Here is a 24,184-nt window from a genome sequence, read left to right as displayed (position 1 = left end):
GCCCTCGCAGGGGCTGACGCTGCTGATCGGCCACGCGCTGTTCAAGGCGCTGCTCTTCCTCGCCGTCGGCATCGTCGACCACCGCGCCGGCACCCGCGACCTGCGCAAGCTCAGCGGACTCGGGCGGCAGGCGCCCGTCCTCGCGGGGACCGTGCTGCTCGGCGTGCTCTCGATGGCGGGCATCCCGCTGCTCGGGTTCGTCGCCAAGGAGGCCGTCTTCACGAGCCTGATCTCGGCGATCGAGCAGGGCTCGGTCTGGGGCTGGGTGGCCCTGATCGGACTCGTGCTCGGCTCGATCCTCACCGTGGCCTACTCGGCCCGCTTCTTCTGGGGCGCCTTCGCCCGCAAGAAGGAGCTCGAGGACACGCACCTGCACGACGAGGCGTGGACCTTCACCGCTCCTCCGGTGCTGCTCGCCGCCGCGGGCGTCGTCTTCGGCATCGGAGCGAACCTCCTCGACCCCCTCATCGCCGTGTACGCCGACACCCTGCCGTTCGGCGCTCCCGACGGCGATCCGGGGCTCGTCGCCGCGGCCGAGGCCTCCGACCACGGCGGCTACCACCTGGCGCTCTGGCACGGTTTCGAGCCGGCGCTCGGTCTCAGCGCGCTGGTGATCGCGATCGGCCTCCTCCTCTTCGCCAAGCGCGTGACGGTCGCGCGGATCCAGTCGAAGGTGCCCAACCGCATCGACTCGGCCGAGGGCTACTGGGCCACGGTGCGCTGGCTCGACCGCGTCGCCAGCACGGTGACGGAGTTCGTCCAGCGCGGATCGCTCCCCCGCTACCTCACGGTGATCTTCGCCGTCTTCGTCCTCGGGGCGGGCGGCGCCGCGGCGGTCAACCGCACCTGGCCGAGACGAGCTCGTCCTCTGGGACACCCCCGGTCAGCTCGCCGTCGCCGCGGTGATGATCCTCGCCGCGATCCTCTGCGCGATCGCGCGCAACCGCGTCGCCGCGGTGCTCCTCGCCGGAGCGACGGGCTACGGCATGGTCGCGCTCTTCGCCCTCCAGGGCGCTCCCGATCTCGCCCTCACGCAGGCGCTCATCGAGACGGTCACGCTGGTCGTCTTCGTGCTCGTGCTCCGCCGGCTCCCGACCCGGATCGCCGCGAAGCACCAGCCGATGCGCAAGCGCCTGCGGGCGGTCATCGGCATCTCGGTCGGCGCTGTCATGGCCGTGGTCGCGACGATCGCCCTCGGCGCCCGCACCGCGACTCCGATCTCGGTCGACCTGCCGCGCCTCGCCTACGAGGAGGGCAAGGGCCGCAACATCGTCAATGTCCTGCTCGTCGACATCCGCGCCTGGGACACCATGGGCGAGATCTCGGTGCTCGTCGTCGTGGCGACCGGTGTGGCGAGCCTGATCTTCCTCTCCAGCCGGGCCGGAGGAGCGCCGCGGCTCGAGCAGCCCGGCGCCGGAGACCGCCGCGAGCGCGCGAGCGACCTGACCGCTCCCGCCTCCGAGTCCGAGCAGGCCTCGGGCGAGGGCGACCGCGGATCCTGGCTCGTCGCCGGCCGCACGCTCCGGCCCGAGAACCGCTCGATCGTGCTCGAGGTGCTCGTGCGCCTGCTGTTCCACCCCGCGATGATCGTCTCGGTCTACCTGCTCTTCACCGGCCACAACACCCCGGGCGGAGGGTTCGCGGGCGGCCTGCTCGCCGGCCTCGCGCTCGTTGCCCGGTACCTCGCCGGCGGTCGCTTCGAACTCGGCGAGGCCGCTCCGATCGACGCCGGGAAGGTGCTCGGCCTCGGACTCCTGTTCGCCGTCGGCACCGCGGTGTCCTCCCTCTTCTTCGGCCTCCAGGTGCTCGAGGCGAGGCTGGCTCGACCTGTACCTCCCGGTGCTCGGCGAGCTGCACCTGGGCACCTCCACCCTCTTCGACATCGGGGTCTACCTCATCGTGATCGGACTCGCCCTCGACATCCTCCGCAGCCTCGGCGGCGAGGTCGACCGCCACGGCGAGGAGGCCGAGGACGGCGCGCCATCGGGCGACGGCGTCACCCACTCGACCGACGGCACCCCCGGCCCCGGCGCCGGCACGGTCGACGGACTCGAGACGAAGCTCCCCACCGGCTCCACCGTCGTGGGCGGACCGGGACGGGGGGACGACGCATGAGCACCACCCTCGTCCTCGTCGCCGTGATGGCCGTGATGTACGCCGCCGGCGTGTACCAGATGCTCGAGCGCAGCCTCACGCGGATCCTGATCGGCTTCATCCTGATCGGCAACGCGACCAACATCCTGATCCTGCTGATGGCGGGCCGCTCCGGTTTCGCTCCGTTCGTGATCGAGGGGCGCGGCTACGAGGAGACCGCGGAGGGCATGGCCGATCCGCTCCCCCAGGCGCTGATCCTCACCGCGATCGTCATCACCTTCGGCATCACGGCGTTCCTGCTCGCGATGATCTACCGGCGCTGGCGCCTCGCCAACGCCGACCAGGTGGAGGACGACGAGACCGACGCCTCGGTGCGCGCCGATGCGGCGGGCATCTCGGCGCAGACCACCGCCGACGACAAGGCGCTCGACGATCTGCTCGAGGCGAGCGACGAGGGCACGGCGGCCCGGCACGGCGAGAGCTCGATGAGCGACGACAGGAAGGAGGATCGATGAACGTCCTGATCCCCCTCGTCGTCACGCTGCCGCTGCTGGGAGCCGCGGTCGCCCTCGTCCTCGGCCGGCACCGCAGGGCGCAGATCCTCGTCAACATCGTCACGCTGTCGGCGGTCCTGGTGATCTCCTCCGTGCTGCTGGTGCTCGTGCTCACGGGCGAGGACGGCGGCAGCGCCGTCTACGTCGGCGGCTGGGAACCGCCGTGGGGCATCGTGCTGGTGGTCGATCCGCTCGCCGCGCTGATGCTCGTCATCACGTCGATCACGCTGCTCGGCGTCCTGCTGTTCTCGGTGGGCCAGGGCCTGGTCGACGGCAACCGCGAGACGCCGGTCACGATCTTCCACCCGACCTACCTGATCCTCTCGGCGGGCATCCTCAACGCGTTCGTCGCGGGGGACCTCTTCAACCTCTACGTCGGCTTCGAGATCCTGCTGGCCGCGAGCTACGTGCTGATCACCCTCGGCGGCACGGCGCCGCGCATCCGCGCGGGCACGACGTACGTCGTCGTCAGCCTGGTCTCGAGCGTGTTCTTCCTCTCGGCGATCAGTCTCCTCTACGGAGCGACCGGCACCGTCAACATGGCGCAGCTCTCGATACGCATCGCCGAGCTCCCCGCCGACGTCCAGCTCGTGCTGCACGTCGTTCTGCTGCTGGGCTTCGGGATCAAGGCGGCCGTGTTCCCGCTGTCGTTCTGGCTCCCCGACTCGTACCCGACGGCGCCCGCTCCGGTCACCGCCGTGTTCGCGGGACTGCTCACCAAGGTCGGCGTCTACGCGCTGATCCGCACCGAGACGCTGCTCTTCCCGGGAGACGATCTCAGCGCGGTGCTGCTCGTGGTCTCGCTGCTGACGCTCGTGGTCGGGATCCTCGGCGCGGTCGCGCAGGCCGACATCAAGCGCATGCTCTCGTTCACGCTCGTCTCGCACATCGGCTACATGGTGTTCGGCATCGCGATCGGGACCGAGGCCGGCTACGCCGCGACGATCTTCTACGTCATCCACCACATCACCGTGCAGACGACCCTGTTCCTCGCGACGGGGCTGATCGAGCGCGTGGGCGGGACGACGTCGATCCTCCGGCTCGGCGGGCTGCTCAAGGCCTCGCCGCTGCTGGCCCTGCTCTACTTCGTCCCCGCGATGAACCTCGGAGGCATCCCTCCCTTCACCGGGTTCCTCGGCAAGGTCGGGCTGTTCGTGGCCGGCACGGAGTCGGCCGTCGACCAGCCCTCCTGGCTGATCTGGGCCGTCATCGGCGCCGGTGCCGTCACCTCGCTGCTCACCCTCTACGCGGTGGCCCGCGTCTGGAACATGGCGTTCTGGCGCCGGCAGGAGGAGGTGCCCGGCTACGAGTCGCCGCTGATCGACCAGCTGCAGGAGGACCCGCACGACACCGGCACCGTCCGCACCCGGCACTCGCCGCCGATGATGGTCCTCGCGACCGCCGGCATGGTGCTCGTGAGCGTCGGGCTGACCCTCGGTGCCGGTCCGCTCTACGACGCGAGCGCGCACGCCGCGCGGGACATCGCGGATCCGTCGACCTACATCGCCACCGTGTACCGCGACTCGTCCTTCGGAGAGGAGGGCCCCCGATGAGCCCCCGCCGCCGCGTCGACGTGTGGAACCGCGTCGCGATGTTCGTGACCCTCGTCGGCATCTGGGTGCTGCTCTGGGACGACGTCTCGGTGCTCTCGATCGCCTCGGGCTTCCTGATCGCCCTCCTGATCACCCGGGTCTTCTACCTCCCGCCGGTCGAGTTCTCGAACCGCATCAACCCGTGGTTCGTGCTGCTCTTCCTGCTGCGGCTCGCCCTCGACATCGCGATCGCCTCCGTGCGGGTGTCGTGGCAGATCCTCACCCTGCCCGTCCCGGTGCACAACGCGATCGTCGCCGTCCACCTGCGCAGCCGCTCCGAGGGCATGCTCGTCTGGACCACCGAGGCGGTCTCGCTGGTGCCCGGCTCGCTCGTCATCGACGTCGACCCGCAGCAGAACGTGCTCTACCTGCACGTGCTCGGCGTCACCCACGACGAGGGCGAGCGCATCGAGGAGGTGCGCCGCACCGTGCTGCGGACCGAGGCGCGCATCGTCCGGGCCATCGGCTCGAAGGACGACGTCGCCCGGGTGAGCGAGCCGCTCGACGCGGCAGCGGGGTCGACGCGATGATCGACTGGCTCGTCTGGGTCCTCGTGCCCCTCTTCGGCATCGCCTGCCTGCTCGCGCTGGTGCGCATCCTGATCGGCCCCTCCGTGCTCGATCGCGTGGTCGCCGCCGACGTGCTCGTCGCGACGATCATCTGCGGCCTCGGCGCCGACATGGCGGTCAACGAGCACGCGACCACGCTGCCCGTCGCCCTCGGGCTCGCGCTCTTCGCGGTCTTCGGCTCGATCAGCGTCGCCAAGTTCATGGCCAACCGCGAGGAGGACTGAGGTGGACACCGTGCTCGACATCCTCACCGCCGTGCTCCTGATCATCGGAGCGGCGCTGTCGCTGATCGCCGCCGTCGGCCTGATGCGGTTCGACGACCTGCTCTCGCGGATGCACGCGGGCACCAAGCCGCAGGTCCTCGGCCTCATCTGCGTGATGCTGGCCGTCGCGATCCGCAATCCGGGGTTCGCCGCGGCCGGCACGATCATCCTCGTGATCGGGTTCCAGCTGCTCACCGTGCCGGTCTCGGCGCACATGGTGGGCCGCGCGGCGTACCGGGCCGAGGCCGTCTCGACGGGGTACCTCGTGGCGGACGAGCTCGCCGAGGCCGTCTCGCGGGCCGACGAGCAGGCCCGGACGACGACGGGACCGGAGTCGGGGCACACCTCGGAGGAGGCGGCAGGCACCTCGCGCGCCCCGCAGCCCGAGGACGAGGACGGACCGGCCGCGACGGCGTAGACCGGTCGCGCTGCGCGAGTGGACGCGGAACGGGGTCCGGTCGGGAGCGCCCGGTCGGCGTCGGCCCGCGCACGGGCATCCGCACGAGGGGACGCGCAACGGGCTTCGGAGTGAGCGCGGACCCCGTCCGAGGCCGACTCCCCGACGCGTGGCTGCTCGAGTGGACGCGGAACGGTTCCCGGAGCGGGCGAGAGCCCCGTTCGGAGTCGATTCCCGCAGCCGGCGAGGACCGCTCAGCGCAGGAGAGCCGCTCCGGACACGGCGGCGCCCTGCGCCCCCGTCATCGTCCGCGCCGCGAAGCCGCCGACGGCGAGCGTCGCGGCGAGCAGGCCGCCGATCAGCAGCACCAGCAGCGGCACCACCCAGAGCAGCGCCCTGCGGCGGCGGGCGCGGGCCTCGTCGGGAGTCTCGTCCATCACCCGTCGACCCTACGACGTCGTGCACCGCCTGCCCCTGAGGGGTGCTCTATCCTGGCCGCATGCCCCTCGAATCTACTGTTTCCGGCGCGCCCGCGGACGAGTCGGTCGTGTTCCCCACCGACTCTCCGAGCACCCCGGGGCGGAGTGGTGGCGCACCGCCGTCATCTACCAGATCTACCCGCGGTCCTTCGCGGACGCCGACGGCGACGGCATCGGCGACCTCCCGGGCATCACGGGCCGCCTCGACAGCCTGGCCGAGCTGGGCGTCGACGCGATCTGGCTCTCCCCTTCATGACCTCGCCGCAGAAGGACGCCGGCTACGACGTGGCCGACTACTGCGACGTCGATCCGCTCTTCGGCACCCTCGCCGACTTCGACGCGATGCTCGCCCGCGCGCACGCGCTGGGCATCCGCATCATCGTCGACCTCGTGCCCAACCACTCCTCCAGCGCCCACCGCTGGTTCCAGGAGGCGCTCGCTGCGCCGGCGGGCAGCGCCGAGCGCGCGCGCTACCTGTTCCGCGACGGCCGCGGCGAGACCGGCGAGCTGCCGCCGAACAACTGGGAATCGGTCTTCGGCGGCCCCGCCTGGACCCGGGTGACCGAGCCCGACGGCACCGCCGGCCAGTGGTACCTCCACCTCTTCGACACCACGCAGCCCGACTTCGACTGGACGAACGAGTGGGTGCGCGAGCGCTTCCGCGAGGTCCTGCGCTTCTGGCTCGACCGCGGCGTCGACGGGTTCCGGGTCGACGTGGCCCACGGCATGATCAAGGCCGAGGGCCTGCCCGACTACACGCCCCCCGCCGACAGCGGATCGATGGGCGGAGTCGCGCCCGCCGACGACGCGGACCCCGAGACCGCCCCCTACTGGGCGCAGGACGGCGTGCACGAGATCTACCGCGACTGGCACGAGCTGCTCGCGGAGTACCCGGCCGACCGCGTGCTCTGCGCCGAGGCGTGGGTGCAGCCGCTGCCGAAGCTCGCGCGCTGGGTGCGCCCCGACGAGATGCACCAGGCCTTCAACTTCGCCTACCTCGAGACGCCGTGGGCCGGACCCGCGCTGCGCGACATCATCGACTCCTCGCTGACCGCCTTCGCCGCGGTCGGTGCTCCGTCGACGTGGGTCCTCTCGAACCACGACGTCGTGCGCCACGCGAGCCGCCTCGCGCTCACCGCGGACAACCCCCAGGGCTACGGCATCGGCCCGAAGAGCGCCGGACTGCCCGACCCCGTGCTGGGCCTGCGCCGCGCCCGCGCCGCGACGGCGCTCATGCTCGCGCTCCCCGGCTCGGCCTACGTCTACCAGGGCGAGGAGCTCGGCCTCCCGGAGGCGATCGATCTGCCCGACGAATCGCGCCAGGACCCGACGTGGTTCCGCACGAAGGGCGAGCGCTACGGCCGCGACGGCTGCCGCGTCCCGCTGCCGTGGGAGGCGGAGGCTCCCGCCTACGGATTCAGCCCGAGCGGCGACTCCTGGCTCCCCAGCCCGGCGACTGGGCGCCCCTCGCCCGGGACGCCCAGCGCGGAGTGGAGGGCTCGACCTACGAGCTCTACCGCGCCCTGCTCGCGGAGCGACGCGCCTCGCGACTCGGCGAGGGCACGATCGAGTGGCTCGAGGGCTGGCCTGAGGAGGTCGTCGCGTTCCGCACCGGGAGCCTCACCGTGATCGCGAACACGGGCGCGGAGCCGGTGGACCTGCCGGCGGGCGCGGTCGTGCTCGCGTCGGAGGCCCTGGCAGAGCGCGTGCTGCCGGGCGACAGCACGGTCTGGCTCCGCACGAGCTGACGCGGCGCGAGGGGCGTCGCCGGGCGTCCGGCCGGTTCGCCGTCTCCCCGGCCTCCGCGGGAGACGGTCCGATCCGCAGGCACTCGTTCGATCTGCAGGCACTCGTTCGATCCGCAGGCGCACGTTCGATCTGCAGGCACTCGTTCGATCCGCAGGAGATCCGAGGCCGTGTGGGGGCGCTCCTGCGGAGGATCGCGCTCCCTCTCCGCGAACCCCTGCAGATGGTACGGAGCCCTGCAGACCGTACGCGCCCCTGCAGACGGCGCGAGCCCTGCGGATCGCGCACCCCTCGGCCGCGGCGAGCGCGCGGCTCCGGTCGGCAGGTGGCGTGGTCGGCGGGTGAGGTGCCGGCGGATCAGCGCCCGGCGTTGGCCTTCAGCCAGAGGTACGAGTCGACCTTCGTGACGCCGTCGATGCGGATCTCGAAGTGCAGGTGCGGGCCGGTCGACATGCCGGTGCTGCCGACGAGCCCGAGGAGCTGGCCGACCTTCACCGGGTCGCCCTCCTTCACGGCCGCGGTGCCGTGCTGCATGTGCGCGTAGACGCTCGGGACGAGCTCGCCGTCGATCTCGTGGTCGACGATGACGTGCACGCCGAGCGAGCCCTCACCGTCGATGACGGTGCGCACGACTCCGTCGGCGATCGCCTGGATCGGCGAGCCGTTGCCGGGGTTGAAGTCGGTGCCGCCGTGGTTGACCGAGCAGCCCGCGCAGTTGCGGTAGCCGAAGCGGTCGCCGACCGGCACGCCGACCGCGAAGGGCCACTGGATGGACGCGTTCTGGTCGTTCGTGAAACCGGTGTCGGAGGTGCGCACGATGGCGGCGACGTTCGTCTGCGTCTTGCGCTCCTGCACTCCGAAGGAGTCGCGGGCGACGGTCTCGGCGCCGACCGCGCCGGCGACGAAGGACTGCGCGCCCTCGCGGACGGAGGAGCCCGGGGCGATCGCCGCGGTCAGGTTCTGCGCCTGCACGTCCTCGGCGGTGAGGAGCGAGGTCGCGGGCAGCGAGGTGGCGGCGACGATCGCAGCCGCGAACGACATCGCGACGAGGCCGCCGACGCGGGGGCGCTGAGCGCGCAGCGGCGTCACGCGCGGAGCCGGGACCGGAGCGGGGGCGGCGCGCAGGGCGGCGACGCGGCGCTCGGCCTCGCGGAGGTCGGTCACGACCGGGGCCGGGGCCTCCGACGCGTCCGCGACCTCGGCGGCGAGGGCCTCGGCGCGCTCGCGCTCGCGGAGCTCGCGCCGGGACAGGGGCGGGGTGGATCCGGGGAGGGGCGATTCGCCGAGGGTCGATGCGGACGCAGCGGGGGAGGGCGAATCGGGGCTCACGAAATCGGGATCTTCCGTCGGGGACAGGCGGGCGAGGGGCGCTCCGTCAGGGATCGGGGCACTGCTCGGGTCTCCGTGACCGCATCCTGTGCGAATGTCACGAATTCATAAAGGATGCCACGGACTGCGGAATACGACCAGAGGGGCGGGTGCCCAGGCACGATCCGAGCGTGATCCACCGGTCGCAGCATCGCTCCGTTGCGCGCTCATTCGCACGCATGCATCGACCCTGCGCCTGAGCACTCCCGAGAGAGCGCTCACACCTCGTCGGCGCGCAGTCGGCGCAGCAGCTGCTCCAGCTCGTCGAAGAGGGGGCGGGAGCCGCGATCAGCAGGTCGGAGCTCGCCGGTCGGCCGTCGAAGCCGGCGACCCGCACGCCGGCCTCCTGAGCGATCAGGACGCCCGCCGCCTGGTCCCACGGGTTCAGTCCACGCTCGTAGTAGGCGTTCAGCTGCCCCGAGGCGACGGAGCAGAGATCCAGCGCCGCGGAGCCGATGCGCCGGATGTCGCGCACCTCGCCGAGCAGCTCCTGCACGACCGCGCCCTGGCGCATCCGGCGCGCGGAGTCGTAGCCGAAGCCCGTGCCGACCAGCGCCAGCGAGAGCGAGGCGGGCGCGGTGGCGCGCAGCGGCGCTCCGTCGCGGTGAGCGCCCTCGCCGAGGGCGGCCGTGAAGACCTCGCCGGTCGCGCCGTTCACGACGGCGCCGGCGAGCGCCCTCCAGGTCCGCGGGTCGGGCTCCCCCTCGACCACTGCGATGCTCACCGCGTACGAGGGGATGCCGTAGAGGTAGTTGACCGTGCCGTCGATCGGATCGACGACCCAGGTGGAGTCCGCTCGTGCCGTCTCCGCCGCCCGACTCCTCCCCCAGGAAGCCGTCGTCGGGCCGCGCCTCGGCGAGACGGCGCCGGATCAGCTGCTCGACCTCTCGGTCGGCGGCAGTGACGACGTCCTCGGGCGACGACTTCGACGCGGCGATCTCGACGCCGTACTCCCGCCGCTGGCGGGCCAGGTGCGCCGCCTCGACGGCGATCGAGCGGGCGATGGCGAGGAGGAGGCGTGGGCGCTCATGGTCCCAGCCTAGGGACCGCGCCATCATGGAGGCATGAGCATCCCGATCGCGATCACTGGAGCCACCGGAGCCGTGGGCGGGCGCGTCGCACGCGAGCTCGCCGACGCCGGCCTCCCCCTCCGACTGCTGGTCCGCGATCCCTCCCGCGCCCCGGAGCTCGCCGGGGCGCAGGTGGTGCGCTCGACCTTCGCCGAGCCCGGCGCCTCGCTCGTGGGCGTCCGCCTGCTGCTGATGGTCTCGGCGTCCGAGAACGAGCGCCGCCTGGCGGAGCACCGCTCGCTCGTCGCCGCCGCCGCGGAGGCGGGCGTCGAGCACGTGGTCTACACCTCGTTCGCCGGAGCGGCGCACGACGCCGTGTTCACCCTCGCGCGGGACCACGCCGCGACGGAGGACGCGCTCCGCGACTCCGGCATGGGCTGGACCTTCCTGCGCGACGCGCTGTACCTCGATTTCCTGCCGGACATGCTCGGCGAGGACGGCGCGATCCGCGGGCCCGCGGGGACGGGACGCGCGGCGGTCGTCGCCCGCGAGGACGTGGCGCGCGCGGCCGCGGCGATCCTCCGCTCCCCCGACGAGCACCGCGACGCGCGCTACGAGCTCACCGGGCCCGAGGCGCTGACGCTCGACGAGGTGGCCGCCACTCTGACGGCCGCCGGCCGCCCCGCCGTGTTCGTCGACGAGACGCTCGAGGAGGCCTACGCCTCGCGGCAGCGCTGGAACGCCCCCGACTGGCAGGTCGACGCCTGGGTGAGCACGTACACCGCGATCGCCGCGGGGCAGCTCGAGCACGTCTCGGACGATGTGGAGCGCCTCACCGGGCGGCCGCCGCTGTCGCTGGCCGGGTTCCTGGCCCGCGAGCAGCGATGAAGCGGGGCACGAACCTCCCGGCGCTCGGCGGCTACAACCAGGCGCTCGTCCTCGGGCTCATCCGCCGCGCGCCCGCCGGCATCAGCCGGATCGAGCTCGCCGCGCAGACCGGGCTCTCGGCGCAGACGCTCTCGAACGTCGCCCGGCGGCTCCTGCAGGACGGACTCGTGCGGGAGGCCGGCAAATCCGGGTCCGGCCCGGGCAAGCCGCGCACGATCCTCCAGCTCGAACCCGATGCGCGCTTCGCGATCGGGCTACACATCGACCCCACCGTCACCACCTGCGTGGTGCTCGACCTCGAAGGCCGCACCGTGGCCCACGCCCGCACGCGCACCCCGCGCGGCATCCGCCCCGAGGAGACCATCGCCCGCCTCAGCGCCTCGGTCGCCGCCATCATCGAGACCTCGGGCGTGGATCGGGAGCGGGTCCTGGGGGTCGGCATCGCCTTCCCGGGTCCGCTCGACGCCGAGCAGGGCCGGATCTTCGACCCGCCGCTGCTCGAGGTGGCACGACGTGCCGCTGGGAGAGTCGCTGTCGGCCTCGACGGGTCTCCCGGTGCACGTCGAGAAGGACGTGACGGCCGCGATGGTGGCCGAGACCTGGATCTCGACCCAGGACGTGGGCGCGAACGGCCTGCTCTTCTACTACGGCACCGGAGTCGGAGCGGGCCTGGTCGTGCACGGCGCCATCGTGCGCGGCGCCAGCAGCAATGCGGGCGACATCGGCCACCTGATCGTGGACCCGGACGGGCCACTGTGCCGGTGCGGGCGGCGCGGCTGCCTGGGCGACTCCATCGCTCCGAGCGCGCTCGTCGCGGAGGCCGTCGAGCGCGGCATCCTGCCTCCTCCGCGCGACGTGCTCGATCCGAGCTCCGTCGACGCCGGGTTCAGCCGCCTGCTCGAGCGTGCCGACGCCCAGGACGAGGACGCCGCCGCCATCGTCCGCGTCGCGGCGCAGCGTATCGCCCGCGGCGTGCTCAACATCGCGGGGCTGCTCGATCTCGATCACGTGATCTTCGGCGGGACCCTTCTGGGAGCGGGCGGCCGGCGCCGTCCTGCCTGTCGTCGCCACCGCCCTCGCCGAGGACCCGGCCTCGATGCTGACCCATCGCGTCCAGCTGCGCAGCTCCCGGCTGGGCGAGGACATCGCGGCGATCGGCGCCGCCTGCGTGGTCCTCGACCGCGCGCTGACGCCCGCGACGGCGTCGCTCCTCATCGAGACCTGATCGTCATCATCGCCCGGCTCTGCACCTGGCCATCGCTCTTGACAGAGTTATTCAAGACGATTTATAAATAGCCCGGAGGCCGGTGGGACAACTCGCTCGGCCCCCGGAGCCGACCCGCGTGCGCGGACGCTCCGACCCTCGCCCCTCCCCCGGGGGCGGGGGTCGTCCGGTCGCAGTCGCGACCCTGAAGCAAAGGAGCTTTCATGTCCCGTCGAGTCGCGGTCGCCGCCGCTGCACTCACCGTCGTGATGGGCCTCACGGCCTGCTCGGCGTCGACTCCCTCCGCCGGAGGCGAGGAGCCGAAGTCGATCAAGGTGGCCTACCAGACCACCGCCACCTTCGCCCAGATGCAGACGCTGATGGAGGATGCGAAGGAGCAGTACGAGGCCGCCCACGAGGGCGTCACGATCGAGCTGGTCCCGATCCAGGGCGAGGGCCCCGACTACTACACGAAGCTCGCGCTGATGAACAAGTCGGCGGCCACCGCCCCCGACGTGCAGTACGAGGACACCTTCAAGATCCAGTCCGACGCCGCGGCCGGCTACCTCCTGCCCCTGGACGACCGCCTCGCCGAGTGGGAGGACTGGTCGCAGTTCGCCGACGGAGCCAAGCAGGCGGGTCTCGGCCCGGACGGCAAGACCTACGGGGTCTCGCTCGGCACCGACACCCGCGGCCTCTGGTACAACACCGAGCTCTTCGAGCAGGCCGGCATCGCGACGCCCTGGGCGCCCGCGACCTGGCAGGACGTGATCGACACCGCCGCGACGATCAAGGCAGAGCTGCCCGACGTGATCCCGCTGAACGTCTACTCCGGCAAGGCCGCCGGCGAGGCCGCCTCGATGCAGGGCCTCGAGATGCTGCTCTACGGCACCGAGGACACCCTCTACGACGCCGACTCCAAGAAGTGGATCACGGGCAGCCAGGGCTTCCGCGACTCCCTCTCCTTCATCGGCGACGTCTACCAGGACGGCCTCGGCCCGACTCCGCAGCAGGCGCTCGACCCCAACATCTTCACCAACGTGACCGCGGAGTGGCTGCCGTCGAGCACCCTCGCCATCGCCCTGGACGGCTCCTGGCAGTCCGGTGCCTGGATCGAGGGCGGCTCCAGCCCCTGGCCCGAGTGGGATTCGACCCTCGCCCTGGCGCCGATGCCGACCCAGTTCGGCGACGCCCCCGGCGCGACCAGCATGTCCGGCGGCTGGACCCTCGCGATCGGCGCGAACACGAAGGCGCCCGACCTCGCCTTCGACTTCCTCACCACGGCGCTGAACAAGGACAACTCCCAGTCGTACGCGATCTCGAACTCGCAGATCGCGGTCCGCGCCGATGTGGCCGAAGACCCGGAGTACACCGCCGCGAACCCGTCGTTCGAGTTCTTCTCGAGCCTCGTGCCGAACACGCACTTCCGCCCCGCGACCGAGGACTACGGGCAGATCTCGAACGCGATCACCGTCGCGATGGAGTCCGTGATGACCGGGCAGCAGAGCGTCGACGAAGCCGCCGCCGCGTACGACGAGGCCGTCGAGGGCATCGTCGGAGCCGACGGCGTGACGGAAGCCGAGTAGCGTGACCCCTCCCTCCGCGCACCCGCGCGACCGGTCGACGGCCGGGAGCCCACCCGCTCCCGGCCGCCGACCGGCGAAGGGGCGAGGTCGGCGGCCCTGCACCGCCGCCGCTCGCTCCTGCGCACCCTGCCTCTCGGCCCCGCCACGGTGATCCTCGCGATCTTCCTGCTCGGGCCGATCCTCGTCTCGTTCTGGGGATCCTTCACCGACTCCTCCCTCTCGGGGAGCACCGCCGCGGCGGACTCGTTCGTCGGCTTCGACAACTACGTCGCCCTGTTCCAGGACCCGGACTTCCCCCACGCCGTGATCCTGACGGTCGTGTTCGTGCTCGGCTCGGCCGTGATCGGGCAGAACGTGCTGGGCCTGGGTCTCGCCCTGCTGATGCGGGCCTCCGGGCCGATCGTCCGCAGCATCGTCGGCACGATCGTCGTGACCGCGTGGGTCCTGCCCGAGATCGTGGCGGCCTTCGCCTCCTACGCGTTCTTCCGCGACGAGGGCACGGCCAACTCGATCCTCGCCCTGCTCGGGATCAGCGGCCCGAGCTGGCTCTACGTGTTCCCGATGGTCACGGTGATCGTGGCGAACATCTGGCGCGGCACCGCGTTCTCGATGCTCGTCTACTCCGCCGCTCTCGCCGACGTGCCGCCGGAGATCACCGAGGCGGCCGAGATGGACGGCGCCAGCGGAGTGAAGCGACTGCTGTTCGTCACCATCCCGATGATCCGCCGCACCATCGCGACGAACGCCATGATCACGACTCTGCAGACCCTCTCGGTCTTCACGCTCGTGTACGTCATGACCGGCGGCGGACCCGGCACCTCGGCGACGACCCTGCCGCTACTCGCCTACCAGGAGGCGCTTCAAGTTCGGCCAGATCGGCTTCGGCACCGCGATCGCCACCATCATGCTGCTCGTCGGCGGCATCTTCTCCGTGTTCTACGTGCGCGCGCTGCGCTCGGAAGTGGACTGACCATGTCGATCTCGATGTCCGCCCCCTCGCACCGCGTGATGCGCACTCTCTCGAACACCGTGCTGCTGATCATCGGCGCGTGCTTCGCCCTGCCGCTGCTGTGGCTGGTGCTCGCCTCCATCGACGCGACTCCGACCCTCTCGGTCCGGCTGCCCACGGTCGTCACCCTCGAGAACTTCCGCAGCGTCCTCACCCCGGAGCTGACCTTCGGGCCGCTGGGCAACAGCGTGCTGCTCTCGGGCGGCGCCGCGCTGCTCACGGTCGTGCTCGGACTGCTCGCGGCCTACCCGCTCTCGCGCTACCGGATGCGGATCACCAAGCCGTTCCTCTACGGGATCCTCTTCGGCACCTGCCTCCCGATCACCGCGATGATGGTGCCGGTCTACAGCCTGTTCGTGCAGCTCAACCTGATCGACTCGCTGATGGGCACCGTGTTCTTCCTCACCGCCTCGTCGCTGCCGATCGCGATCTGGATGCTGAAGAACTTCATGGACTCGGTGCCGATCAGCCTCGAGGAGGCCGCCTGGATGGACGGCGCCTCGTCGATGACCACGCTCGTGCGCATCGTCATCCCGCTGATGCGCCCCGGGATCGCGGTGGTCTTCATCTTCACCTTCGTCCAGGCGTGGGGGAACTTCTTCGTCCCCTTCGTGCTGCTGCTCAGCCCCGGCAAGCAGCCGGCCGCGGTCAGCATCTTCAACTTCTTCGGCGCGAACGGCGCGGTCGCCTACGGCCAGCTCGCCGCCTACTCCCTCGTCTACTCGCTGCCGGTCCTGGCGCTCTACGTGCTCGTCCAGCGCGGTCTCGGCGGCGCCTCGGCGCTGGCCGGCGCCGTCAAGGGCTGAGCCCGCGCCCGGCCGACCGCTCCCTCCGGAAGGAATCCCCTCATGCACGACCGCCGCCTGCTCGTCGAAGAGCGCGTCGACCGCTTCGTCCGCGAGCGCCTGCTCCCCGCCGTCCACCGCGCCACCGCTCCGCTGGACCTCCTCGCCTGGCAGGTACCCGGCGAACCTGTGCCCTTCGCCGAGGCCGCCTCGGCCGAGTACGCTCCGTTCTCGGCCGGAACCGCCTGGGGCCGACCCTGGTCGACGCTCTGGCTCAAGGTGTCGGGCTCGGTGCCCGCCGAGTGGCTCGTCGACGGCGCGCTGCCCGAGGGCGTGCGAGCGGAGCTGGTCGTGGACCTCGGCTTCGACGGCGGTCAGTCGGGCTTCCAGTCCGAGGCGCTCGTCTGGCGACCCGACGGCGTGATCGTGAAGGCGATCTCGCCGTTCAACAGCACGGCGGCCGGAGCGGTCGACGCGGACGGTCGGGTCGACGTGCTGATCGAGGCCGCGGCGAACCCCGACGTCGGCAGCGACTGGAGCTTCCGCCCGACCACCGTGGGCGATCTCGCGACGGCCGGCGACGCTCCGCAGTACGTCCTGCGCCGCGTCGACGTCGCACTGCTCGACGTCGACGTCTGGGAGCTGCTGCAGGACGTGCGCGTGCTGCGCGGACTGCTGGACGAGCTGGTGGTCGGCTCACCCCGCCGCGCCGAGCTGCTCGTCGCACTCGAGGCGGTGACCGACGCGGTCGACCCGTCCGACGTCTCCGGAACCGCCGCGGCCGGCCGCCGCGCCCTCGAGGGCGTGCTCGCGAGCCCGGCCGTCCCCAGCGCCCACCGACTGCACGCCGTCGGGCACGCGCACATCGACTCCGCCTGGCTCTGGCCCGTGCGCGAGACGATCCGCAAGTGCGCGCGCACCTTCTCGAACGTCATCGCCCTGATGGACGAGCACCCCGACTTCGTCTTCGCCTGCTCGTCCGCGCAGCAGTTCGCCTGGATGAAGGAGCACTACCCGGAGCTGTTCGAGCGGATCCGCGAGAAGGTAGCGGCCGGTCAGTTCGTGCCGGTCGGCGGGATGTGGGTCGAGTCCGACACCAATCTGCCGGGCGGCGAGGCGATGGCCCGCCAGTTCGTCGCCGGCAAGCAGTTCTTCCTCGAGGAGTTCGGCGTGGAGTGCGAGGAGGTCTGGCTGCCCGACTCCTTCGGCTACTCCGGCGCCCTGCCGCAGATCGCCCGCGCCGCGGGGGCCCGCTGGTTCCTCACGCAGAAGATCTCGTGGAACGAGACCAACACGATGCCGCACCACACCTTCGACTGGGAGGGCATCGACGGCACGCGGATCTTCACCCACTTCCCGCCGGTCGACAAGTACAACTCCGACCTCGTCGCGTCCGACCTCGCCCACGCCGAGCGCAACTTCGCCGACCACGGCCGCAGCACCGCCTCCCTCCTCCCCTACGGCTACGGCGACGGTGGCGGCGGCCCGACCCGCGAGATGGTCGCGACCATCGCGCGCACGACCTCCCTCGAGGGCTCGCCGCGCGTCGAGCACTCGTCGCCCCGCGCGTTCTTCGAAGCGGCCGAGGCCGAGTACCCGCAGCCCGAGGTCTGGAGCGGCGAGCTCTACCTGGAGTCGCACCGCGGCGTCTACACGAGCCAGCTGCGCACCAAGCAGGGCAACCGCCGCAGCGAGCACCTCCTCCGCGAGGCGGAGCTGTGGGCGAGCACCGCGACCGTGCGCACCGGTTCCGAGTACCCGGCCGCGGAGCTGCGGGAGCTCTGGCAGCTCGTGCTGCTGCAGCAGTTCCACGACATCCTCCCCGGCTCCTCCATCGCCTGGGTGCACCAGGACGCCGAGCGCAACTACGCGGCGATCGCCGTGCGACTGGAGGCCGTCATCGCCGAGGCCCTTCGAGCGCTGGCGGGGACGGGCGAGCACGCGCTGCGCGTCAACGCCGCTCCGCATGCACGCGCCGGCGTCGCCGCGCTCGGCGCGACGTCCTCCGCGGTCGCGCCCTCGCGACTCCGGGTGCAGGAGCAGGACGGCGGGTTCGTGCTCGAGAACGAGCGGATCCGCGTCCGCGTCGACTCCGACGGCCTGCTGGCCGAGCTGGTCGACCTCGCGACGGGCCGGGACGCTGTGCCCCCGGGCGAGCGCGCGGGCGTGTTCCAGCTGCACCGCGACACCCCGAACAAGTGGGACGCCTGGGACATCGACCACCACTACCGACGGCACGTCACCGACCTGGTCGCCGCCGACGGCGTGCGCCTGGGTGAGGACGGGGTCTCGGTGATCGTCGAGCGCTCCTTCTCCTCCTCGCGCCTCGTCGAGACGATCACGCTCGAGCCCGGCTCGGCCGAGCTCGGGCTCACGGTCGACATCGACTGGCAGGAGAGCCAGAAGCTCCTCAAGCTCGCGTTCCCGGTCGACGTGCACGCCGACCGGTTCGCCTCCGAGATCCAGTTCGGGCACATCGAGCGGCCGACGCACGCGAACACGTCCTGGGACGCGGCCCGCTACGAGACCAGCGCGCACCGCTGGATCCGCGTCGGCGAAGGGGCGTACGGGGTCGCGATCACGAACGACTCGACCTACGGCTACGACGTCACCCGGCAGCCACGCCGCGGCGGCGGCAGCACCACGGTGGCGCGGCTCTCGCTGCTGCGCTCGGCCGTGTTCCCGGACCCGCAGCAGGACCGCGGGCAGCACCGTCTGCGCGTCGGCGTCGTCGTCGGGGCCACCACGCAGGACGCGGTGACCGCCGGCTACCGGATCAACCTCCCCGAGCGCCTCGTCGACGGGGCGGCGGAGGAGGAGCTCGCTCCGCTCGTCTCACTCTCCTCCCCGCGGCCGTCGTGGAGGCGGTCAAGCTCGCCGAGGACGGCAGCGGCGACGTGATCGTGCGGCTCTACGAGGCGCTGGGCCTGCGCTCGACGATCGAGCTGGCCGCCGACTTCGCCGTCTCGGCGGTGGTGGCGACCGACCTGCTGGAGCGCCCGCTCGAGGACGACGCGACTGTCTCCTCCGCCACCGGATCCGGCGCGACCCTGTCGCTCCGGCCGTTCCAGCTGGTGACGCTGCGCCTGCGGCGCTGAGAGCGCGGGCCCCGGAGACGGGGCCCTGGACGCGGAACGCCCCGGTCACCTGCTGGTGATCGGGGCGTTCTGCGATGCGTGTGGCGAGTGAGGGATTCGAACCCCCGAAGGCTACGCCGTCTGATTTACAGTCAGATCCCTTTGGCCGCTAGGGTAACTCGCCGTGGCGCACCCGACCGGGAGTCGTGCTCTCGACCGAAGGCGCTGGTAAAGGATACCCGCGGGGCGGGCGGATCGGAAATCGGCGCGGGGACGCGTCACTCGGCCGCCGCGGCGTAGCGCGACGCCGCCTCGGCCACCTTGCCGGCGTAGCTGGTCGCGGGGTTGTACGCCGCGATGGCCGCGCGCCAGCCCGACTCCGTCGACAGGTCGCCACCGGCCTCGCAGAGGTAGCGGGCGGCGGTCACCGCCTGCTGGTCGACGTTCTGCGGATCCCAGCCGCTGGAGGCCCAGCGCATCCAGGTCGCCGGGATGATCTGGAGCGGACCCATCGCTCGGTCGACCTCCGGGTCGCCGTCCAGCGCCCCGCGGTCGTTGTCCTCGACCCGGTCGAACTCCGTGCCGTCCAGGCGCGGGCCGTAGATCGGCTCGGCCGCGCGCCCGTCCTCGCCGAGCGCGCTGCCGAAGATGGTGCCGTGCCTGCTCTCGACGTAGCCGATGCCGGCGAGGGTCGCCCAGTCGAGGCCGCAGTCGGGATCGACGGAGGAGGTGAGCAGCGCGGCTCCCGCGTAGGCGGTCAGCGCGCGCTCCGGGATCCCACTGCCCTCGGCGGTGCCGGTCAGCCACTCCGGGCTGGTCAGGAAGCGCACGGGGGCCGCGGCCGTCGCATCCGGGTCCTCGAGCAGCGCGGGATCGACCGACGCGGGTGCCGGAGCCGCCGGCGGGACCGTCACGACGCCTCCCTCGTACTCGATCGTCGAGGTGGTGACGGCGCTGCAGCCCGCGAGCAGCGCGCCGACGAGCGGCAGCAGGAGCAGAACGGGGAGACGGCGCATCCTCCAGTGGTACCAGCACAGCCTCCGCGGACGCCCCGCACCGCCCGGGAGGCCGGGACGCCCGGAAGCTAAACTCGCAGTCATGGCAGATTCAACGTTCGACGTCGTCAGCAAGGTCGACAAGATGGAGGCGGACAACGCCCTCAACCAGGCGCACAAGGAGGTCGAGCAGCGCTACGACTTCAAGAACGTGGGCGCCTCGATCGCCTGGAGCGGCGAGAAGATCCTGATCAAGGCCAACACGGAGGAGCGCGCGAACGCGATCCTAGACGTCTTCCAGTCGAAGCTGATCAAGCGCGGCATCAGCCTGAAGAGCCTCGACTCCGGCGAGCCCTTCCCCTCGGGCAAGGAGTACCGGATCGAGTCGACGCTCAAGGACGGCATCGACCAGGAGCACGCGAAGAAGATCAACAAGCTGATCCGCGACGAGGCCCCCAAGTCCGTCAAGTCGCAGATCCAGGGCGACGAGCTGCGCGTCTCGTCCAAGAGCCGCGACGACCTGCAGGCCACGATGGCGCTGCTCAAGAGCGCGGACCTCGATCTCGACCTCCAGTTCGTCAACTTCCGCTGAGGATGTCGACCGCAGGAGCACGAGCATGACCGCCGGGATCGACGAGCCCGACCGCCGGGGCCGCACCGGCCTCGATCAGGAGGGCTACGACCTCACCGGCAACCCCGACGTCGACGTGAAGCGGGTGACCCTGCTCTCGAGCCACTGGTACGTCCTGCGCACGACCGAGTTCGAGTACCGCCACCGCGACGGCCGAGTGACCACCGAGCACCGCGAGACGTACGACCGCGGCAACGGGGCGGCCGTGCTGCTGTACGACGCCGATGCGCGCACCGTGGTGCTCGTGCGGCAGTTCCGCTACCCCACCTACGTCAACGGGAACCTCGACGGCATGCTCCTCGAGGTGCCCGCCGGCCTGCTCGACGAGGAGGGGCCCGAGGAGGGCGCCCGCCGCGAGGCCTCGGAGGAGACCGGTCTCGAGGTCGGCCGGCTCGAGCACGTCTTCGACGCCTACATGAGCCCCGGCTCGATCACCGAGATGCTGCACTTCTACGCCGGACGCTACCGCGCCGGCTCCCGGGAGGGCGCTTTCGCCGGCCTCGCCGACGAGGGCGAGGACACCGAGGTCGTGGAGCTCTCGTTCGACGAGGCCCTCACCCAGATCGGGGTCCAGATCGTGGACGCGAAGACGATCATGCTCCTGCAGTGGGCGGCGCTGCGCGGCCGTTCTCGCGCTGAGCCGCTCGGCGAAGGACGCGCCCCGCCCCTCCGCCGGGCGGTCGGGGGCGAGGTAGCCGCGCGCCCACCGCTCGAGCTCGGCGTAGGCGCGAGCTCGGATCCGGGGCGCCGAGAGCACGACGTCGTGCACGGCTCCGTCCAGGCGGACGATCGTCACCGTGGATCCCAGCGTCGCGGCGCGCTCGCCGATCGACCGCACGTCGAGGGCCACATCGGCCGAGCGCATCTCGTCGCTCCACCACGGCAGCAGCACGCTGCGGGAGGAGAGCATCGTCAGCACGGGCATCCGCAGGTTCAGCCCGCGCTCGACGCGGCGGTGCCCCGCGAGCACCGTCGCCAGCCAGGCCGGGCTCACCGGGAACCCGCGCTCCGGTCGCCAGGCGGGGTCGTACTCCCACTCCCCCTCGAGCGTCGCCGAGACGGTGCGCGAGTAGAAGCCCTGATCGATCGGGGGCAGAGTGCCGTGCGGAGCGACGCGGGCGCGCAGCATCATCCACGGCGCGAGCATCTGACGGCCCACCGAGCGGGCCTGGAACTCGAGCCACGGACTGTTGAGGACGAGCGCCGACAGCTCGTCGGGATGGCGGGCCGCCCAGAGGCTCAGCGTCAGCCCGCCCGTCGAGTGCCCCATCAGCACGAGCCGGCGGTCGCGGTGCTTGTGCTCGGCCATCGCCGCCCGGGCGGCCGCGAGATCCTCGTCGTAGACGGTGAGGTCGGTCGCGAAGCCCGGTGTCTGGTGGGGCCGCAGGCTGCGGCCGTACTTGCGCAGGTCGAGGGCGAAGAAGCGCGCGCCGAGCCCGTGCCAGAACTCGGCGAGCTCGGTCTGGAAGAAGTAGTCGCTCCAGCCGTGCACGTAGAGGACGTCCACTCCGGAGGCGGGGCCCGGCCAGCGCGGCGCGGCCGGCCGGTGGCGCACCAGGGTCGCGACGACCTCTCCCTCGTCGTCCTCGCCGAGGGGCAGGGTGCGCTGCTCGAAGCCGGGCCCCAGGACGTCCGGGCGCCATGCCCCGCTCAGGACGCGTACGCCTTCAGCGCGCGGGCGGTGAGGGTGGCTCCGTCCGCGACGAGATCGCGAGGCGTGCCCTCGAAGACGATCGAGCCGCCGTCGTGACCGGCGCCGGGGCCCACGTCGATGATCCAATCGGCGTGCGCCATCAGCGCCTGGTGGTGCTCGATCACGATCACCGAGCTGCCGGAGTCGACCAGCCGGTCGAGCAGACCCAGCAGGTTGTCGACGTCGGCGAGGTGCAGGCCCGTCGTCGGCTCGTCCAGGATGTACACCGCGCCCTTCGAGGCCATGTTGATCGCGAGCTTGAGGCGCTGCCTCTCGCCGCCCGAGAGCGTGTTGAGCGGCTGACCGAGGGTCAGGTAGCCCAGGCCCACGTCGACCAGGCGCGCGAGGATCGTGTGCGCGGGACCCGAGCCGAAGAACTCGGCGGCCTCGACGATCGGCAGCGAGAGCACCTCGTGGATGTTCAGGCCCCGCAGGCGGTACTCGAGCACCTCGGCGGTGAAGCGCTTGCCCTCGCACTCCTCGCAGACCGACGAGACGGTGGCGGCCGGTCCGAGCTCGGTGAAGATGAGCCCCGCCCCCTTGCAGACGGGGCACGCTCCGGCGGAGTTGGCGCTGAACAGCGCGGGCTTCACTCCGTTGGCCTTCGCGAACGCCGCGCGGATCGCGTCGAGGACGCCGGTGTAGGTCGCCGGGTTGCTGCGGCGCGAACCGCGGATGGGCGACTGGTCGGCCACGACCACTCCGGGCCGCTTGGCGAGGCTGCCGTGGATGAGCGAGGACTTGCCCGACCCGGCGACGCCGGTGACGACCGTCAGCACCCCGAGCGGCACGTCGACGTCGACGCCGCGGAGGTTGTGCGTGGCCGCCCCGCGGATCTCGGCGAACGAGGTCGGCGTGCGCACCTCCGCCTTCAGCGGCACGCGGTGGTCGAGGTGCCTCCCGGTGAGGGTGTCGGAGCCGCGCAGGCCCTCGACCGATCCCTCGAAGCGGATCTCGCCGCCGTGCGCACCCGCTCGCGGCCCCAGGTCGACGACGTGGTCGGCGATCACGATGATCTCGGGCTTGTGCTCGACGACGAGCACCGTGTTGCCCTTGTCACGGAGGCGGCGCAGCAGCTCGATCATGCGCGAGACGTCGTGCGGGTGCAGTCCGGCGGTCGGCTCGTCGAAGACGTAGGTGATGTCGGTGAGGCTGGAGCCGAGGTGCCGCACCATCTTGACGCGCTGCGCCTCGCCGCCCGACAGCGTGCCGGACTCGCGATCGAGCGAGAGGTAGCCGAGACCGACCTGCACGAGCGAGTCGAGGGTGCCGAGCAGGGTCTCGACGATCGGGGCGACGGAGCGGTCGTCGACGCCGCGGAGCCACTCGGCCAGGTCGGTCGCCTGCATCGAGGAGCACTCGGCGATGTTGCGCCCGGCGATGCGGGAGGCGAGCGCCGCGCGGGTGAGCCGCGCTCCCCGCACTCGGGGCAGGCGGCGAAGGTGGCCACGCGCTCGGCGAACGCGCGGATGTGCGCCTGGGGCGACTCCTTCGCCAGGTAGAGCCGGGTGACCTTCACCACCAGGCCCTCGTACGTGAGGTTCATCCCCCCGATCGCCATCTTGGTGGCGGGGCGGTAGAGGAACGCGTCGAGCTGCTCCGGGGTGAACTCGGCGATCGGGCGGTCGGCCGGGTACAGGCCCGACTCGGCGAGGGCCTTCCAGTACCAGCCGCCGACGACGAAGTTGGGGATCGCGTCGAGCGCGCCGCCCTCGAGCGACTTCGAGCGGTCGAAGAGCGCGTCGAGGTCGATGTCGGAGGCGCGGCCGGTGCCCTCGCAGCGCGGGCACATGCCCTCGGGCAGGTTGAACGAGAACGCGCCGCTCGTGCCGGCGTGCGGGTCGCCGATCCGACTGAAGAGGATGCGCAGCATGGTGTACGCGTCGGTCGCGGTGCCGACCGTGGAGCGGCCGTTGGCGCCCATGCGCTCCTGGTCGACCACGATGGTCGCCGAGAGCCCGTCGAGCGACTCGACGTCGGGCCGCGCGGGCGAGCCCATGAACTGCTGCACGAAGGCGGGGTAGGTCTCGTTGATGAGCCGCTGCGACTCGGCGGCGATCGTGCCGAAGACGAGCGACGACTTGCCCGAGCCCGAGACCCCCGTGAACACGGTGATGCGGCGCTTGGGGATGTCGACGTCGACGCCCCGGAGGTTGTTCTGCCGGGCACCGCGCACCCGGATGACATCGTGCGGCCCCGCTGTCGTCGTGCTGGTCATCGCATCCCCGTCCTTCGCGCCGCCCT

Annotated in this window: 14 protein-coding genes, 1 tRNA gene and 11 pseudogenes; 19 read left to right on the top strand and 7 right to left on the bottom strand. The window is 71.8% G+C overall.

Going from position 1 to position 24,184, the window contains the following annotated elements; translation table 11 throughout:
• Positions 1 to 13: 13 nt before the first annotated feature.
• The 8 genes and pseudogenes from AC0CII_RS21530 to mnhG all read left to right on the top strand — a co-directional run.
• Positions 14 to 217, top strand: a pseudogene (locus AC0CII_RS21530) (proton-conducting transporter transmembrane domain-containing protein); the annotation flags it as partial.
• A gap of 688 nt (positions 218 to 905) precedes the next feature.
• Positions 906 to 1,760, top strand: a pseudogene (gene mbhE / locus AC0CII_RS21525) (hydrogen gas-evolving membrane-bound hydrogenase subunit E); the annotation flags it as partial.
• Between the two features lie 79 nt (positions 1,761 to 1,839).
• Positions 1,840 to 2,115: a hypothetical protein gene (locus tag AC0CII_RS21520; protein WP_465231049.1), complete on the top strand. Its 276-nt coding sequence runs from the start codon at positions 1,840 to 1,842 to the stop codon at positions 2,113 to 2,115.
• Positions 2,112 to 2,609 (top strand): Na(+)/H(+) antiporter subunit C, encoded by a 498-nt coding sequence (locus AC0CII_RS21515; protein ID WP_465226504.1) that lies wholly within the window; start codon positions 2,112 to 2,114, stop codon positions 2,607 to 2,609. Before AC0CII_RS21520 ends, AC0CII_RS21515 begins: the two co-directional genes overlap by 4 nt.
• Positions 2,606 to 4,201, top strand: a complete 1,596-nt coding sequence (locus AC0CII_RS21510; RefSeq protein WP_465226505.1) for a Na+/H+ antiporter subunit D — start codon at positions 2,606 to 2,608, stop codon at positions 4,199 to 4,201. The genes AC0CII_RS21515 and AC0CII_RS21510 overlap by 4 nt, the downstream gene beginning before the upstream one ends.
• On the top strand, positions 4,198 to 4,770 hold the full coding sequence (locus tag AC0CII_RS21505; protein WP_465226506.1) for a Na+/H+ antiporter subunit E: 573 nt from the start codon (positions 4,198 to 4,200) through the stop codon (positions 4,768 to 4,770). Before AC0CII_RS21510 ends, AC0CII_RS21505 begins: the two co-directional genes overlap by 4 nt.
• Positions 4,767 to 5,033, top strand: coding sequence for an MrpF/PhaF family protein (locus AC0CII_RS21500; protein ID WP_465226507.1), 267 nt, complete (start codon positions 4,767 to 4,769; stop codon positions 5,031 to 5,033). The genes AC0CII_RS21505 and AC0CII_RS21500 overlap by 4 nt, the downstream gene beginning before the upstream one ends.
• A gap of 1 nt (position 5,034) precedes the next feature.
• Entirely contained in the window at positions 5,035 to 5,490 is a 456-nt protein-coding gene (mnhG, locus tag AC0CII_RS21495; RefSeq protein WP_465226508.1) for a monovalent cation/H(+) antiporter subunit G, read from the top strand.
• A 233-nt stretch (positions 5,491 to 5,723) separates the two neighbouring features.
• Here mnhG and AC0CII_RS21490 read toward each other — a convergent pair whose 3' ends face one another.
• Complete coding sequence (locus tag AC0CII_RS21490; RefSeq protein ID WP_465226509.1) at positions 5,724 to 5,909, bottom strand: hypothetical protein; 186 nt, start codon at positions 5,907 to 5,909, stop codon at positions 5,724 to 5,726.
• A 163-nt stretch (positions 5,910 to 6,072) separates the two neighbouring features.
• Here AC0CII_RS21490 and AC0CII_RS21485 point away from each other — a divergent pair.
• Positions 6,073 to 7,696, top strand: a pseudogene (locus AC0CII_RS21485) (glycoside hydrolase family 13 protein).
• 355 nt (positions 7,697 to 8,051) lie between these two features.
• Here AC0CII_RS21485 and AC0CII_RS21480 read toward each other — a convergent pair.
• Entirely contained in the window at positions 8,052 to 9,023 is a 972-nt protein-coding gene (locus tag AC0CII_RS21480; protein WP_465230578.1) for a M23 family metallopeptidase, read from the bottom strand.
• A gap of 97 nt (positions 9,024 to 9,120) precedes the next feature.
• Positions 9,121 to 10,117, bottom strand: a pseudogene (locus tag AC0CII_RS21475) (inositol monophosphatase family protein).
• A 9-nt stretch (positions 10,118 to 10,126) separates the two neighbouring features.
• On the opposite strand from AC0CII_RS21475, the gene AC0CII_RS21470 reads away from it, so the two are divergent.
• From AC0CII_RS21470 to AC0CII_RS21435, 8 genes and pseudogenes are all read left to right on the top strand, one after another.
• On the top strand, positions 10,127 to 10,960 hold the full coding sequence (locus AC0CII_RS21470) for an SDR family oxidoreductase (RefSeq protein ID WP_465226513.1): 834 nt from the start codon (positions 10,127 to 10,129) through the stop codon (positions 10,958 to 10,960).
• Positions 10,957 to 11,073 (top strand): annotated as a pseudogene (locus tag AC0CII_RS21465) (hypothetical protein); the annotation flags it as partial. The gene AC0CII_RS21470 and the pseudogene AC0CII_RS21465, both read left to right, overlap by 4 nt.
• Positions 11,074 to 11,194: 121 nt before the next feature.
• Positions 11,195 to 11,932: pseudogene (locus AC0CII_RS21460) on the top strand (ROK family protein); the annotation flags it as partial.
• 124 nt (positions 11,933 to 12,056) lie between these two features.
• Positions 12,057 to 12,185 (top strand): hypothetical protein, encoded by a 129-nt coding sequence (locus AC0CII_RS21455; protein WP_465230577.1) that lies wholly within the window; start codon positions 12,057 to 12,059, stop codon positions 12,183 to 12,185.
• Between the two features lie 203 nt (positions 12,186 to 12,388).
• On the top strand, positions 12,389 to 13,750 hold the full coding sequence (locus AC0CII_RS21450; protein ID WP_465226515.1) for an extracellular solute-binding protein: 1,362 nt from the start codon (positions 12,389 to 12,391) through the stop codon (positions 13,748 to 13,750).
• Between the two features lie 117 nt (positions 13,751 to 13,867).
• Positions 13,868 to 14,720, top strand: a pseudogene (locus tag AC0CII_RS21445) (carbohydrate ABC transporter permease).
• A gap of 14 nt (positions 14,721 to 14,734) precedes the next feature.
• Positions 14,735 to 15,565: a carbohydrate ABC transporter permease gene (locus tag AC0CII_RS21440; protein ID WP_465231048.1), complete on the top strand. Its 831-nt coding sequence runs from the start codon at positions 14,735 to 14,737 to the stop codon at positions 15,563 to 15,565.
• A gap of 42 nt (positions 15,566 to 15,607) precedes the next feature.
• Positions 15,608 to 18,642, top strand: a pseudogene (locus AC0CII_RS21435) (alpha-mannosidase).
• A gap of 81 nt (positions 18,643 to 18,723) precedes the next feature.
• Here AC0CII_RS21435 and AC0CII_RS21430 read toward each other — a convergent pair.
• Both AC0CII_RS21430 and AC0CII_RS21425 read right to left on the bottom strand, forming a co-directional pair.
• A tRNA-Tyr gene (locus tag AC0CII_RS21430) sits at positions 18,724 to 18,805 on the bottom strand.
• Between the two features lie 94 nt (positions 18,806 to 18,899).
• Positions 18,900 to 19,637: a lysozyme family protein gene (locus AC0CII_RS21425; RefSeq protein WP_465226519.1), complete on the bottom strand. Its 738-nt coding sequence runs from the start codon at positions 19,635 to 19,637 to the stop codon at positions 18,900 to 18,902.
• An 82-nt stretch (positions 19,638 to 19,719) separates the two neighbouring features.
• Here AC0CII_RS21425 and AC0CII_RS21420 point away from each other — a divergent pair, with 82 nt between their 5' ends.
• The gene (locus AC0CII_RS21420; protein WP_465226520.1) at positions 19,720 to 20,208 is read left to right on the top strand and encodes a YajQ family cyclic di-GMP-binding protein; all 489 of its coding nucleotides are present in this window, start codon (positions 19,720 to 19,722) and stop codon (positions 20,206 to 20,208) included.
• Between the two features lie 25 nt (positions 20,209 to 20,233).
• A pseudogene (locus AC0CII_RS21415) lies at positions 20,234 to 20,800 on the top strand (NUDIX domain-containing protein); the annotation flags it as partial.
• A gap of 369 nt (positions 20,801 to 21,169) precedes the next feature.
• Here the strand turns inward: AC0CII_RS21415 and AC0CII_RS21410 are convergent.
• Both AC0CII_RS21410 and AC0CII_RS21405 read right to left on the bottom strand, forming a co-directional pair.
• Positions 21,170 to 21,739: pseudogene (locus AC0CII_RS21410) on the bottom strand (alpha/beta hydrolase); the annotation flags it as partial.
• A 158-nt stretch (positions 21,740 to 21,897) separates the two neighbouring features.
• Positions 21,898 to 24,158: pseudogene (locus tag AC0CII_RS21405) on the bottom strand (ATP-binding cassette domain-containing protein).
• Positions 24,159 to 24,184: the final 26 nt, after the last annotated feature.

It is taken from the genome of Rathayibacter sp. AC182, from assembly GCF_979253875.1.
Note: the sequence above shows the minus strand (reverse complement) of the source record. Positions and strands in the feature narration are given on the sequence as shown.